The following is a 13238-nucleotide window of genomic DNA, read 5'->3' as shown; positions in this document are numbered from 1 at the left end:
TAAGTTAATTTGATTCCGTTTGGCTTTTCAGCCTTTGATCGGAACAAAATTATTGTTGTTTTAGAACGGATAATAGTATAAATCGGTCATCTTTATTTTTCAGCAATTCGCTGGGTACAACGCCTGAGAATTTTTTTATTTCTTTGATGAAATGTGTTTGATCGGTGAAGTTTAATTCGGGAAAAAGTCTGCCTTTTGCAATATGTTCTAATGATGCCTTGAAACGCAGTATTTTGCAAAACGCATTTAAAGAAAGTCCGAATTGTTTATTGAAATACCGATTGATTTCGCGGCTGCTCCAAAATATTTCTTCTGAAAGCTGTTGTATTTTTATTTCGCCATTTGATTCGTAAACCAGTTTAAAAAGTTTACGTTTTCTTTCGTCGATTTTAGCGGGTAAAAGTTCTTTTAATTTTTTGGCTATTTTAGAATGAAAAGCCTCAAAATCTTTTACATCATCAGCGGTAAATTCCCAAAAATCATTAGGTAAAACTTTGGCACTATTTAAAATGTCGGCAATAGAAGTCTGCAAAAGATATTCGGCGCCCAAGGGTTTAAAACTAATTTTGAAAGCCAGTGCATTTGCCGGAATAATTTGTTGTTCAGGCACATTTTCAAGACCAATAAGTGTAATTTCAAATGGCTCTGATTCTGTTTTCATAAAAAACAAATCTATTCTTCCGTCTGGCATTAAGACCACTTCCATGGCTTGGTCTGACGGATTATGAAACATCCCAATATTTTCTACAAAGTCAGCAAGTGACTCGTCTGGTTCTACAGCTTTATAATAGAAGTTATTGTTCATTGGAAAATTATTTAGCTGCTTATTTCTTCTTTAAAATTAAGCTTTTTCTTCGCTCCGTTAAATACTTTCGAATTGGAGTATCATAAAAAAACATTGTTAAATAAGCGAAACCAAGCAAAAGAAGTGTTCCGATGATTATAATAAGAGCCAATTGCCCCGTTGCAGGTTTGTACTTCGCATAATAGCCAGCGAAGATCCACATCACAGCATAATGCGTCATGTATAACGGATAAGATATTTTTCCGAAGAAGATGCAGAGCTTTCTGAAACCTTGCGTTAGTGTGGCTCCGGCTCCCAATGCAATTAATAATGGGAAATAAACTAATACAACTATAGGTTCTGTCAGCCAGTTCCAACTAGTAAAAGGCAATAAGAGCGCAAACAACAATAATACAGACAACGCAATAAAACCAAGTTTTGTTTTGATGATCCAATTAGAACGATAAATCAGCATACCGGCTAAGAAGGAAAACGAAATACGACCGCATCCATCCCAAAAGGTTTCTCCGCTCCATCCGCCCATTAATGAACCTCCCGCACGATGGCTAACAAAACAAATTCCTGCTGCAGCAAAAAGGGTCAATACAAAGAGCGCACGACGGCTTAGTTTGTGAAGGAAAAGGGCATAAAAAATATTGGCAACATATTCCCAAAATAAAGACCAGGCGGGTGCGTTTAAACCAAATATATTGAAATAACGATCGGGCATTGCCGGAAAAGGAATCAGCAGAAGTGTGCTCAAAATTATCAGAATCAATTTTCCGGTTTCATAATTTGTGGCATGATCGCTAAACGGATCAAAAAGAAAAGTCAGCAAGCCCAAAACCGAACCAAAAATCACCAATGGATGCAATCGAATTAATCGTAGTTTAAAAAACTCAGTAAGACTCATTTTCTCCATACGATCATGATAGGCGTAGGCAATAACAAATCCGGAGAGGCAAAAGAAAAAGTCAACGGCTAAAAAACCGTGAGCAATGAAATTTTCAGCTGGCGGATAAACGATTTCCATAAAATGGAAAACAACAATGGCTAAAGCGGCTATTCCTCTTAAACCGTCAAGGATTTCAAAATGTTGTTTTGGTTTTAAAACTTCGGTAACTGTTTTGGTCATTGTAAATTCTGATTTTGAAGCTGCAAAATAGGAATTTAGAAATTAGGAACGAAATTTTTTGTTGTTAAGGAGTTGGCATTAAGTCTTTTTATTTTCAGATTTTAAAAATATCAATTCTCTCCATCCAGAAGATTCCTGACTCCAAAAAAGTAAGTCTGGTTTTAACAATTTTGTCCGACTTATCTCTTGGGTTTTTAGTTACAAATCTCGCCGTAGACTTATTAAAATCTAAAGTATATTTTGCATCAAAATCCTCTTGTTTGTTTGAAGAAAAAGTAATCAGATTGTCTTTTGCGGTCCATTTTCCTTTTCCGTATTTATTGACTTCTGGTGGAACACCTCCATTAATCTTTGAATACGAATGAAATAAAAATGTTCCGTCTTGATTTAGCGTTAATTTGTATTCGATCAAATGTTTATTTTGTGTGTCTTCAAGTGTACGCTGATATTCGCCAGCAAATTGATTTGATTGGGCGAATAGGGTTAAGTTGAAGATTAAAAATAGGATGGTAGTGATTAGTTTCATTGGTTTGTTTTTTTAAAGAATCAGATTAATATTTTTACTCAATTTCCAGATATTCAGATCTTCCTTTTGCATTTTCTTCGTCGAGCCATTCCCAATCTAAAGTCAATTTAATTTTGCCGTTTTCTGTCAATCTAATTTTTGCTAAAGCCTTACCCGCTTTCAATTCATTGTCTACTGTTAAACATTGATAAAGCATGTGTAATCTATCGTCTTTTAAGTCGGCAATAATTTTTCCGTAGGTTATTGTTCCTCCAGAATAGTCTGCCGTTACAAGATTGCCTTTCTGCTGATAGTGGAAAACGGTTTGTGTGTTTACTTCTCCATTATCGGAATTTTCAATAACGGCAAATCTTTTATTATTAAAGTCAAATTTACTCATTTGGCGTTTTGGTTTAATTTCAGGTTTGTTTGAGTAGTTCTTCTGAAGCGATTTTTACTCGCTCTTTTTTTGCAAATTAAAAACCGTACCAGAAGGATCCATAATCCAATGCATGTTTTGCGGAATTTCTTCAATTTCATCGCAAGTCGATACACCATTTTGTTTTAAGTAACTTGTTGCTTCTTCTACATTTGGCACCGTTAATTGTAACCAGGTTTCAGAATGTGTATAATTATCAACGCAATCGAGCCAAATAACATTATGTCCAAATTGCACCGAATGTGTTCTTGAAACGGTCAGATTAGTTATAGGCACTTCTTTAACTTCCAGTTTTAAAATGTCACGGTAGAATGCTACGGTTTCGTCGTATTTATTTTTTGGAAGTTTAATAGCGATGTTAATTCCTGCTTCAAATTTTGTTTCCATAATTAAAATATATTTTAATTAATAACTAATTACGGAATGAAATATAAGGATTTATCCTATAGATAATTAAAAAAAATGCTTTATCCTTCAATAGTATAAGGGAAATTACCACTTTCCGGAATGGTCAAAAGTCCTTTCTCTTTCATTTCGTTTGTCGCCTGCGTGTAAATAAGGTGGTACCACCAGATAAAAAATTCTTCGAAAGTTATTTCTTTATCGTAGCCCAATTGAACGTATATTTTTTTGCTGTAGTTTCTTTCCTCTTCTAAGATTTTTAATAATTCAGGCAAAAAGCTTTTGGCCATTTTATCAAAAGTTTCGTTGTCTGCAGTTGAAACCAGATTTTCAGAAACAGCCATTTTTAAATGATCACGGTTATTTCCGTAGACACTTACATAACGGCCTTCAATTTGTTCGGTTTGATTGCCGTAAATTCCAAAAGATTCTATTTGCTGATTGGTATTTTCAGTGATTCTAAAATAATAATGTTTGCCGTTTCGTAAAGGTCTGTCATCTTGTTTAAGAAATTCTTTTTCCACATTATCAATTTGCCAGGAATCTAAAAGAACGTCACTTAAAATAAAAAACGACCAGGTTTGAAAATCCTTTTTTTTTGCTATTTCTGTTTTGCCAAATTGCTCTTTTATTGCGGCTAAATTTTTATGTATAGATTTTGTTATTTTTCCTGAAATTGGTTTTGCATATTTAAAAAGCAGCTCACCATCTTTTGAATCGGCAATAAAAACAGTTGGTTTGTATTGATTGTTAACTTTATGAAGCCAGTTTTTAGATTCTAAAAGTGCAATTGAACTATTCATTTTTTCATCACTAAACTTCACATACTCCTGAAAATCTTTTGGTGAGAAGCCTTTGTGAAGTGCAAATAAAAATTTATCTAAGCTGTCCTTTTTTATTTTAAAATCGGGAAAATTATCTCCTCTCGAGATCATAGCCCTTTCAATTTTAAGTTTAAAAATTTCGTCAATTTTATTTTGCGCTTTTACAGATTTTGCAAGTAATAGTAAAAAGATAATGATGAGTAGGTTTTTTGATTTCAATGGTTTGTATTTTGGTTTGTAATTTGGTTTTGAACTTCGCCAGCGCGAACTTTCATTTTGTTTGAAATTAATCTAATTTTTCTAAACCGAAATTTACATACTTTCCTTCAAACAAAGCTTTTCCTTTAGCCGTATTTCCATTTATATTGAATATTTCTACAGACATCGTTCTTCCTATAAGCTCTGGTACAGGACCTTTCGTAAAGATAAATTCATAAGTACAATTTGATTTCCAAACGATTGTACCTTGAATAACTTCTGGCGATTCTTTAATGGTTTCCGTTTGAGTGGTTTTGGTTCGGGTTACGGTTATGTCTGGAAGTCCTTCACTGGTATAGAGAAATTTTCCGATTTTAAATTTTTCGCAAATAGATTCCTGAGAAAAACCGATGTTAAAAAGTAAACCAAAGAAGAGGAGGAAATAGAATTTTTTCATGATTGTAATTATTGTTATGTTTTAGAAAAGAATACTTCGCAAAGCGGAGTTATTTATTTAACTGATATAAATTCTCTAAAAACAAGACCTTTTTATCTTCATCCCAAATATTGGAGTAAACCAGCAGATTTAAAAAATTATCTTTAGCAGAACCGAATAGAAATACATTATCCAGTTTCCCATCATTGTATTTCCAAATGATATATTCTGATTCAGCATTCTCTTTGATCTTGTCCGTTTTATATTTGTTTTCTTTAATATAATCGGAATCCCAGACATAAAATAATTTTACGTTTTCGAAACCAGATTTATTGCTTTTGAAAAAAGAATATGCTTTTCTAGGATTTTGGGCAATGGCAATTATTACGCCTTCACTATTTTTTAAGTACGTCTGACCAGAGTCATTTATTGAATTTAATTGTTCCCAGTTTCCTGGAATTTTCACATCAGCAGTTTGTGTTTTAACAGTCGAAAATTCTGTAGGCGTTTGAGCATTTGTATTTAAAGCAAAAGCAATAAAAAGTAGAAATGTAATTTTTTTGATCATAATTTTGGTTAGGATTTAGTTTTGATTGGGATTTGATTTTTGAAACCTTTTGAAGCTTGCGCCAGCGGATGCTTATTCTTGATCAATTTTATAAATTCTTGAGTAGTCTGCAAATTGGGTTCCTTTCAGTTTTTCTTCGATTACTTTCTTTGCTACATCAAAGTCAACAACAATACAACCCACTTCCATGGTTCCGCTGCCTATACTTCCTCCATCAGTATGTCCAAGTCCCGTCCATCCTAAAACTTCGTCCATTTTAGCTTCGAGTTTATGTCTTTTCTCTAAATCTTGTTCTGTTCCAAAACCATCAATAATATATTCTATTTCTAAAAATGAAATTTTATCTTTATCAAATTCGGCATAACCTTCTTTTACTTTCTCAGCAATTTCTTTTAGAACTTTCTTTTGAAAATTTGAAAAAAAGTTCCCTTTCACTTCTTTGTTTTCGCCACGTTCTCCAACTTTTCCCCAATGAAAAATAGCTGTTTTTTCATCTTTGTTCCAAGTTTCCCAGTAGTAAAGTTGATTGTCTCTTACTTTATAAAGTTTAAACATAGTATTTAATTTTCTGTTGAATTTGAATTGTTTGTTTCCCTTGCTAGTGCAAGCGTTTTGCTCTGCGGGAAACTTTCGCCTGCGAGAGGAAAATCATTTTTCAAAAATAAGCACATTTAATTCAAAAGCCTTACGTGAAACCGTAATTATAATTTTAGAGGATTTGTAAAAAGTCTCCAACTTTTACCGAATTTGTATTGATTTTTTTTTAAGTAACTTGATTGTCATAAATACTATTTTATTACAACGAATCGTTAAAAGTCGGGAGACTTTTATCAGTTTTATAGTTTCTAAGAAGATAAAAAAATTACGCAAAGTCGAGACATTTGCGTAACGCTTTGGAAGGAAGACTTCGGAGAGCGGAGGGGGGAACGCTTAGCAGAGCGGAATCATTTAAAAATAGTTGAAAATAGAATTGTAATTTTATTAGAATTAAAATCTAGTGTTACAATTAAAGCAATAATAAATAAGAAAATATAGAGTGGCCAAATTGAAGAAGCCCAGAAACACTTTTTAATCTTGTTTTTTCCGTTTTTGTAGCTACTAACATTCATTGAAAAATCTATCTCATTTTCTTTTTTGATTCGAACGTCGTTATATAGAGATCGAAATTTCCTTTCTTGTAATAAAAAGTATGCATTTAAATACCAAAAAACGGGAACAACTATAAATATTAAATATATGTAATTTTGATTAGTTTGTTTATCAGCTAACACAAATATTGCTGAAAGTAATGTAATCACCCATCCTTTTATAATAAATGAATTTGCACTCATTCGATTAATAGTGTTGTGTAAAAATTCAAGATGTTTTAATTTGTTTTCATTGCTCATATTAAAAATTTCGGTTTAAGTGGGAATTGATTATAAAGTAAATCTAAAGCTTCTTCAGCATTTTCTGTTTGATTTTGTATCCAAATATTAAATTCATTAGAATTAATATCTCTTAAATGAGACAATTCCAAGTCATATTCAATGGTAAGACTTGATCTTTGACTTTCGTTAAGATCCAGTGCTTTAAATAGTTTAGTTTGAGGTTTTAACCTTTCTGGCGTTTGTTTTCTTATAATTTGAGTAGTAGAAATCTCTGAAAAAATCCAAGGGGAATTTGTTTTTTGACTTATTTCAGTTTCTGTAGAAATTGAATTCGGAGAATTTAAAAAGAAAACTGATTCAGAAGAATCTATCATTTTGTTTAAAGCGGTTGAAAGCATTAAATGAACATGAGCTGTTGTATAATTTCTTCGCTCATAACTATAATGTAATTTATCATCGTTTAAACTATAATTATCATCTATCTGTTTTAAAAGATCATTACAATATGACCATACTATTGAATCTATAAAGGTGATTATTTTGAAATTTTCATAAAGCATTCCTGCAATTAAAATTGCTTTTTCAATGTCTTTATGTGAGTGTGATAGAAATATATGAGAAGGAACATTTGGAAACCAGCTTTCCATTATTTTGTTGCCATCTAGAGAACCATTTTTTAAAAAAAAGTTGTCCAAAGATTCAATAGCTTTATCTTTTAAATATTTAAAAACAGTATATCCACTAATAAGGTATCGTTGTTCTAAATCTTCAGTAATCTTCAGATTAAATCCTCTATACATAATATTAAATTTTGATGGTAATTTATATTTTTTTTGATTTTTAGCACTTTATGCATGTTGAAAGTTTTAAGAACTTAACTTTTAATTTGGTAATTTCATTAACTATCTAGTATGCTATTATTTTATGAACTTAGCTTTTGTTTTAATAAGTCAATTGTTTTTTCTATCCCGACTTGGTTTAGGTCAATATATCCCACTGTTTCGTTTAAGCCATCAATTTCCGTATTATCAATTCTTAGGGGTAAAATGTATTCTTTATTATTTAAAAATGCTTTTGTTTGTGCTGCTTTTCTTTCATGTGTTGTCCATACTTTTTTTGAATAATTTTCGGAAATTATAATTAAGCAATATCGAGCTCGATTTTTATAAACATCATTTAAGTGTGAATATAAATCTTTCCCCCATAAACTGGCCTGTTCATATTCATCGTAAAATACTTTGTAATTTTGTTTTGTTAATTCGTCAGCAATTTTTTTTGCTATAGCTCGATCCTCGCCAGCGAACGAAAGTGCGACATCATAATTTTGATCTTCCTCTTGATTAGAAATAATTTTCATGATTTTAATTTGATTTTTTAAATCGGGATATAATAAATTGAAGATTTTTTTTACATCGCCTTTACTTATAGTTTTTGTGTTTATACAATTTTCATAAATGTCTATCATCTCAAGAACATTATAAATTTTTTTTTGGATTATTGTTTCGTGAAAAATAGTTATATCGCCTCCATTAATTCTAAGAGCTGACAGGCCAGCAATAAATTGATATAACATCATTTGGACAATAGAAACTTGTTGGTAATATTTTATTAATTCACGAATATCATCATGCGTTAAATATTGATTTTTTAAAATTAAATCAACTTCCAATGAATACTTTAAGCTCTCGATTATGTCACAAATCACTGTTTCGGTCGAATCGGTTTGTTCAACTCTAAGTTCTTGTAATATTTGCTTACCTATTATTTTAATAGGTTCTGTTTCATCTTCAAACCATTGGTCTTCTTTTCTTTTTATTGTTACTAAGGCAGAAACAAACATATATTTTTCTAAAGGTGTTCCTTTAATTCTTTGATATATTTGAATATCCCAATTTTTTTTTTCATTTTTATTAAAATATATATCAGAACCTAAATAAACTTCATAATTGACTTCTCCAATTTTTAAGTTTAAATCTTTAATGATTTGATTATATCTTTTCTTCATCATTTTTTTTCATAAATTTTACTATGTTAAGTGCTAGTAATTGATAATTATTCGTTCATAAATTGTGATTGAACTCGTATTCGGAATTGATTATAATAATCTCTTAATTTAATGAAATTTACGTTTTCAATGGATCTAATGATTAGAATTTCATTGTTTAAAAAAGTGGATAATTCGGGAATGGATATAGAATTCTTTTCACTAAGAGTATACTCTAAATATGCAGGAATGTGTGCTCCTCGAGCTCCATGCGAAATTATATTATTAATATCCATGGAGATATTTCCAAACAGCATATTTTCTAACATCATACCTTGATTTCGTGTCAGTCTTGCTCCAGGTCTTGCAAGATTTATTTGTTCAACATAATGATTTAATTGATTTATAACAGAATATTTAGTTTCTTCACTTTGACTTTTATCTGCAATATCAATTAGGTCAGTAGTTACTAAATCAATTTTATGTTCAATTTCTTTTTGAGTTTGATATGCAATCTGTTTTGATTCTGTATCATTCGCATATTGAACATCCATCTTTGCAGATTGCAAATTGTGTTCAATGGTAATTAAGAGATTTAGGAGTTCGAGTTCATTCATATGAGGAGATATTTATATACATTCATTTTTTACTTATAGATTAGTGATTATGACTAATGCCATTTTTATATTATATTTAAATTAATCTTGGTTATATTTTTAATCTTTTATTACATCTTCATATGTGTAAATTAATCGTAAAAAAAACTGATTTAAAGTTCTATAAGTATAACTTTTTATAATTCAAGCTGGATGGAAAACTGTAAAGGATTGTGAAATTTAATAGCAAGAATTATAAATTGAACCATCTTAGTGAAAAATTATAAAGTAATGGGGCATTATTTAGTTTCACAAATTTTTAAGATTTATAAATCATATTAAATAGTTAAATTTTATAAAAACAAACATCGCCTTTAATTTAAATTAATCAATACGTAAAAACACCTGATTTTATTTATAATAGTTTTATCAAAAGTAAATTCTTTCAAATCAATAATTTTACGGAAAACCATAAATCTCTAAATAAAATGCATAAATCGCTGATAGAAGTGGTATTCTTTTTTTAGGAAAATGAAATTTCCTTGTTTGCTGAAAATTTTATCTAAAATATATAGCGTTCTCAGAGCTTCGGAGCAAAGATAAATCTGATATTAGTTACAAATTGATTTAGAGCAGGTATTTGATTATTTTAGTGTACTAAATAAATCAGCTTTTGCAGAACATTATGTAGAAATAAACCAAAGCTTATTCCGACAATATACAAAAGGTTTAGCAACTTTTTCAAGTGACAAAATGTTGTAAATTTCTAAACAATTACACAAATTAGCCGATGAATTAAGTGATTTGACTTTGGTGTAAATTTGAGATAAAAGGCATAATTAAAACCAAAACCCCTAGCCCTGATAGCAGCGGCATCCTTTTTAGGCAACCGAAAATTTCTAATCCAAACGAAAACAATCTGCCTAAAAAGATATAGCGGATAGCAGGAAATAGCTCCAGATAATGAACATAATTCCACCAAACAATCTCAAGAAACCAAGCCTAAAAAACTCAAAAAGTTAATGATAGAATTTTCAACAAAAATTTTGTAATTTTGCAGTCCAATAAAAAGGAATTAAAAATGTTAGATAGACTTCAAATAGTAAAACAACGTTTCGACGAGATTTCGGACTTAATTATCCAGCCGGATGTTATTGCTGATCAGAAACGTTATGTGCAATTGAATCAAGAGTACAAAAACCTGAAAGCATTGGCTGAAAAGCGTGATGAATATGTGCTTTTGATGGCTAATATAGATGAGGCAAACGAAATTATTGCGGATGGAAGTGATGCAGATATGACCGAAATGGCCAAAATGCAACTAGATGAAGCAAAAGAAAGATTGCCTGAACTGGAGGAAGAAATTAAGTTTATGCTGATCCCTAAAGATCCTGAGGATGCTAAAAACGTGATGGTCGAGATTCGTGCCGGAACGGGTGGGGATGAAGCGAGTATTTTTGCCGGAGATTTGTTCAGAATGTATACTAAATATTGTGAGAATCAAGGCTGGAGAACTTCGGTTGTCGATATGAACGAAGGAACTTCAGGAGGTTTCAAAGAGGTTATTTTTGAGGTTTCGGGAGAAGATGTTTACGGAACTTTGAAGTTTGAAGCAGGTGTTCACCGTGTACAGCGTGTTCCTCAGACTGAAACACAAGGACGTGTGCATACATCGGCTGCAACGGTTATGGTTTTACCAGAAGCAGAAGAGTTTGATGTACAAATTGATATGAACGATGTTCGTGTGGATTTCTTTTGTTCGTCTGGACCTGGAGGACAATCGGTTAATACAACAAAATCGGCTGTACGTTTAACGCACATTCCAACCGGATTGGTGGCGCAATGTCAGGATCAAAAATCGCAACACAAAAATAAAGATAAGGCGTTGAACGTTTTACGTTCTCGTTTATACGAACAAGAGTTAGCTAAGAAAGAGGCTGAAGATGCTACAAAACGTACTTCTCAGGTTAGTTCTGGTGACCGTTCGGCTAAGATTCGTACTTACAACTATGCTCAGGGTCGTGTAACGGATCACAGAGTTGGTTTGACACTTTACGATCTAGGAAACATCATGAACGGTGATATTCAGAAAATTGTGGCTGAGCTGCAGTTGGTGAATAATATGGAGAAATTGAAGGAAGCTTCTGAAGTGTTTTAATCTGAGATGCTAAGATACTAAGACGCTAAGGTTCTAAGGTTTTTTTCTTAGAGAATAGAAGAAAGAAGCAACAATAAAGAGAATAGAAATAGAGAAAGCCGGACTACTGTGTAGTTTGGCTTTTTTGTTTTCAATTCTAAAGCTCGAGGTTTTAACTTTAGGGACTTTTTTTTAGAGTGCAATACTACTTGAAATGGTGATGAAGTAGGAGAAGTAATACCTTTTCAAAAACTTAGAACCTTAGAGTCTTAGTATCTTAGCATCTAGAAAAAAAAGCCTTTTTTTTTCATTTTTTTTGTTAAATATTTGCAAACTTTTAAACATGACAAAATAAACTTAACCAACCAATTTATGAAGAAAACTTTACTTTTATTATGCTTCCTGGGAAGCTTTTTTTATGCCCGATCGCAATCGTATTTCGGATTTAGGGATGATAATTTTGCCGGAATTCAGGGGGCTTTATTTAATCCGTCAGTTATTGTAGAGTCCAAATACAAGGCTGATGTTACTCTTTTTTCTGTGAGTTCCACGGCACAGAATGATTTGTACGGCGTTAATTTTGCCGAGGTATTAGATGGTAATTATGATTTACAGGCTGATGCAAATAAAAACATCAAATCGAATAACAGAGGGAATTTTAATGTTGATATTATGGGACCTTCGTTTATGCTTAATATTACGCCGAAACACAGTATTGCTCTTTTTTCGCGCGTAAGAAGTGTTACCAATCTTGTGGATGTAAACGGAGAACTTATTGACGAGGTTAATAAAGAAATTGACATGTCGAATAGTTTTATGATTAGCGGAGGAAGTCCGAATGCAGTTAGTAATTCGTGGGCTGAAATTGGTGCCAGTTATGCTACTGTATTATGGGATGATGATTATCATTTTGTAAAGGGGGGAATTACATTAAAATACCTGATGGCTGGCGTTAACGGTTATATCAACGGAAATGATTTGAATGTCGTCTTTAATAAAAATGAAGTTGATCCGGCTTTGAGTCAATATTACTCTACAGGAACATTAAGAACTTCTGCAAGTTATGATTATGAAAACGGACAAGACCCGGAGTTTGACGCTACATCGGCTGGTGTGGGTGTCGATTTGGGTTTTACCTATGAGTATCGTACCAATTGCCATACTTGTGTTGGAAATCGTTATAAATATAAAGCAGCTATTTCGGTAACAGATATTGGTAAGCTAAACTACAAAAACGCGATTGAAAACACCTATGATTTAACAGGTGCTGTTACACAAGACGATGTTGATAGTGCTGATGATATCTTCGAGTTTTTTGATGCAAACTATACCAAAACAGCGACCAGAAAAGGAATGAAATCTAACTTGCCAACGGCTTTGCACACGAACTTTGACTGGAATATAGATCAAAGATTTTATTTGAATTTAAGCGGTGATTTTAATTTGGTTGACGCTAAGAAGATAAACGCAACTGCTATCGCCAACTCGGTGACTTTTACGCCACGATATGAAACAAGACAATTCAGTTTTTATCTTCCGGTAACGTATATGCAATACAGCGGTACACAGGTTGGAACTGGTTTTAGAGCAGGACCATTATTTGTCGGTTCGGGTTCTTTGATTTCAAATTTGTTTTCGAACACTTCAAAAGCTTGTAACCTTTATGTTGGTTTGAAATTGCCGATTTATCAAAATTATAACTAAGTTGCTAAGGCTCTAAGATATTAAGATTCTAAGTTAAGAAGCAAGAAGCAAGAAGCAAGAGAAAAGAACTTAGAAAATAGAAAATAGAAAATAGAAAGAAAGCTGGATTACTTTGCAGTTTGGATTTTTATTGTCTTGTTATCTTAGAATCTCAGA

Annotated in this window: 15 protein-coding genes; 2 read left to right on the top strand and 13 right to left on the bottom strand. The window is 32.0% G+C overall.

Annotation, left to right across the window (positions count from 1 at the left end; translation table 11 throughout):
• Positions 1–49 precede the first annotated feature (49 nt).
• The 13 genes from BUA98_RS20685 to BUA98_RS20625 all read right to left on the bottom strand — a co-directional run bounded on the left by BUA98_RS20685 (position 50) and on the right by BUA98_RS20625 (position 9262).
• Positions 50–805, bottom strand: coding sequence for a helix-turn-helix domain-containing protein (locus tag BUA98_RS20685; RefSeq protein WP_072975669.1), 756 nt, complete (start codon positions 803–805; stop codon positions 50–52).
• A gap of 19 nt (positions 806–824) precedes the next feature.
• Complete coding sequence (locus BUA98_RS20680) at positions 825–1919, bottom strand: acyltransferase family protein (protein ID WP_072975667.1); 1095 nt, start codon at positions 1917–1919, stop codon at positions 825–827.
• A gap of 94 nt (positions 1920–2013) precedes the next feature.
• Positions 2014–2445 carry a hypothetical protein gene (locus tag BUA98_RS20675; protein WP_072975665.1) on the bottom strand — a complete coding sequence of 144 codons (432 nt, stop codon included), beginning with the start codon at positions 2443–2445 and terminating at the stop codon, positions 2014–2016.
• Between the two features lie 34 nt (positions 2446–2479).
• Positions 2480–2824, bottom strand: coding sequence for an avidin-fold protein (locus BUA98_RS20670; protein ID WP_072975663.1), 345 nt, complete (start codon positions 2822–2824; stop codon positions 2480–2482).
• Between the two features lie 54 nt (positions 2825–2878).
• On the bottom strand, positions 2879–3250 hold the full coding sequence (locus BUA98_RS20665; RefSeq protein ID WP_072975661.1) for a VOC family protein: 372 nt from the start codon (positions 3248–3250) through the stop codon (positions 2879–2881).
• Between the two features lie 80 nt (positions 3251–3330).
• Entirely contained in the window at positions 3331–4308 is a 978-nt protein-coding gene (locus BUA98_RS20660) for a hypothetical protein (RefSeq protein ID WP_072975659.1), read from the bottom strand.
• Between the two features lie 67 nt (positions 4309–4375).
• Positions 4376–4744: a hypothetical protein gene (locus BUA98_RS20655; RefSeq protein ID WP_072975657.1), complete on the bottom strand. Its 369-nt coding sequence runs from the start codon at positions 4742–4744 to the stop codon at positions 4376–4378.
• Between the two features lie 49 nt (positions 4745–4793).
• Entirely contained in the window at positions 4794–5291 is a 498-nt protein-coding gene (locus tag BUA98_RS20650) for a hypothetical protein (protein ID WP_072975655.1), read from the bottom strand.
• A 72-nt stretch (positions 5292–5363) separates the two neighbouring features.
• Positions 5364–5846 (bottom strand): WGR domain-containing protein, encoded by a 483-nt coding sequence (locus BUA98_RS20645; RefSeq protein ID WP_072975653.1) that lies wholly within the window; start codon positions 5844–5846, stop codon positions 5364–5366.
• Between the two features lie 389 nt (positions 5847–6235).
• Positions 6236–6679, bottom strand: a complete 444-nt coding sequence (locus tag BUA98_RS20640; RefSeq protein WP_072975651.1) for a hypothetical protein — start codon at positions 6677–6679, stop codon at positions 6236–6238.
• The gene (locus BUA98_RS20635; RefSeq protein ID WP_072975649.1) at positions 6676–7461 is read right to left on the bottom strand and encodes a hypothetical protein; all 786 of its coding nucleotides are present in this window, start codon (positions 7459–7461) and stop codon (positions 6676–6678) included. Before BUA98_RS20635 ends, BUA98_RS20640 begins: the two co-directional genes overlap by 4 nt.
• A gap of 122 nt (positions 7462–7583) precedes the next feature.
• Entirely contained in the window at positions 7584–8669 is a 1086-nt protein-coding gene (locus BUA98_RS20630) for a toll/interleukin-1 receptor domain-containing protein (RefSeq protein WP_086065476.1), read from the bottom strand.
• Positions 8670–8713: 44 nt separating this feature from the next.
• Positions 8714–9262, bottom strand: coding sequence for a hypothetical protein (locus BUA98_RS20625; protein WP_139257034.1), 549 nt, complete (start codon positions 9260–9262; stop codon positions 8714–8716).
• 1060 nt (positions 9263–10322) lie between these two features.
• Between BUA98_RS20625 and prfA the strand changes: the two genes are divergently transcribed.
• Positions 10323–11399 (top strand): peptide chain release factor 1, encoded by a 1077-nt coding sequence (prfA, locus tag BUA98_RS20620; RefSeq protein ID WP_072975643.1) that lies wholly within the window; start codon positions 10323–10325, stop codon positions 11397–11399.
• Positions 11400–11750: 351 nt separating this feature from the next.
• On the top strand, positions 11751–13082 hold the full coding sequence (locus tag BUA98_RS20615; RefSeq protein WP_072975641.1) for a DUF5723 family protein: 1332 nt from the start codon (positions 11751–11753) through the stop codon (positions 13080–13082).
• Positions 13083–13238: the final 156 nt, after the last annotated feature.

The organism is Flavobacterium saccharophilum, from assembly GCF_900142735.1.
GTDB lineage: Bacteria > Bacteroidota > Bacteroidia > Flavobacteriales > Flavobacteriaceae > Flavobacterium > Flavobacterium saccharophilum.
This window is presented reverse-complemented; position numbering and strand designations above follow the sequence as displayed.

Coding starts and splice junctions, on each gene's coding strand:
- BUA98_RS20685 (WP_072975669.1), bottom strand. CDS start 805: ATGAACAATAACTTCTATTATAAAGCTGTAGAACCAGACGAGTCACTT.
- BUA98_RS20680 (WP_072975667.1), bottom strand. CDS start 1,919: ATGACCAAAACAGTTACCGAAGTTTTAAAACCAAAACAACATTTTGAA.
- BUA98_RS20675 (WP_072975665.1), bottom strand. CDS start 2,445: ATGAAACTAATCACTACCATCCTATTTTTAATCTTCAACTTAACCCTA.
- BUA98_RS20670 (WP_072975663.1), bottom strand. CDS start 2,824: ATGAGTAAATTTGACTTTAATAATAAAAGATTTGCCGTTATTGAAAAT.
- BUA98_RS20665 (WP_072975661.1), bottom strand. CDS start 3,250: ATGGAAACAAAATTTGAAGCAGGAATTAACATCGCTATTAAACTTCCA.
- BUA98_RS20655 (WP_072975657.1), bottom strand. CDS start 4,744: ATGAAAAAATTCTATTTCCTCCTCTTCTTTGGTTTACTTTTTAACATC.
- BUA98_RS20650 (WP_072975655.1), bottom strand. CDS start 5,291: ATGATCAAAAAAATTACATTTCTACTTTTTATTGCTTTTGCTTTAAAT.
- BUA98_RS20645 (WP_072975653.1), bottom strand. CDS start 5,846: ATGTTTAAACTTTATAAAGTAAGAGACAATCAACTTTACTACTGGGAA.
- BUA98_RS20640 (WP_072975651.1), bottom strand. CDS start 6,679: ATGAGCAATGAAAACAAATTAAAACATCTTGAATTTTTACACAACACT.
- BUA98_RS20635 (WP_072975649.1), bottom strand. CDS start 7,461: ATGTATAGAGGATTTAATCTGAAGATTACTGAAGATTTAGAACAACGA.
- BUA98_RS20630 (WP_086065476.1), bottom strand. CDS start 8,669: ATGATGAAGAAAAGATATAATCAAATCATTAAAGATTTAAACTTAAAA.
- BUA98_RS20625 (WP_139257034.1), bottom strand. CDS start 9,262: ATGAATGAACTCGAACTCCTAAATCTCTTAATTACCATTGAACACAAT.
- prfA (WP_072975643.1), top strand. CDS start 10,323: ATGTTAGATAGACTTCAAATAGTAAAACAACGTTTCGACGAGATTTCG.
- BUA98_RS20615 (WP_072975641.1), top strand. CDS start 11,751: ATGAAGAAAACTTTACTTTTATTATGCTTCCTGGGAAGCTTTTTTTAT.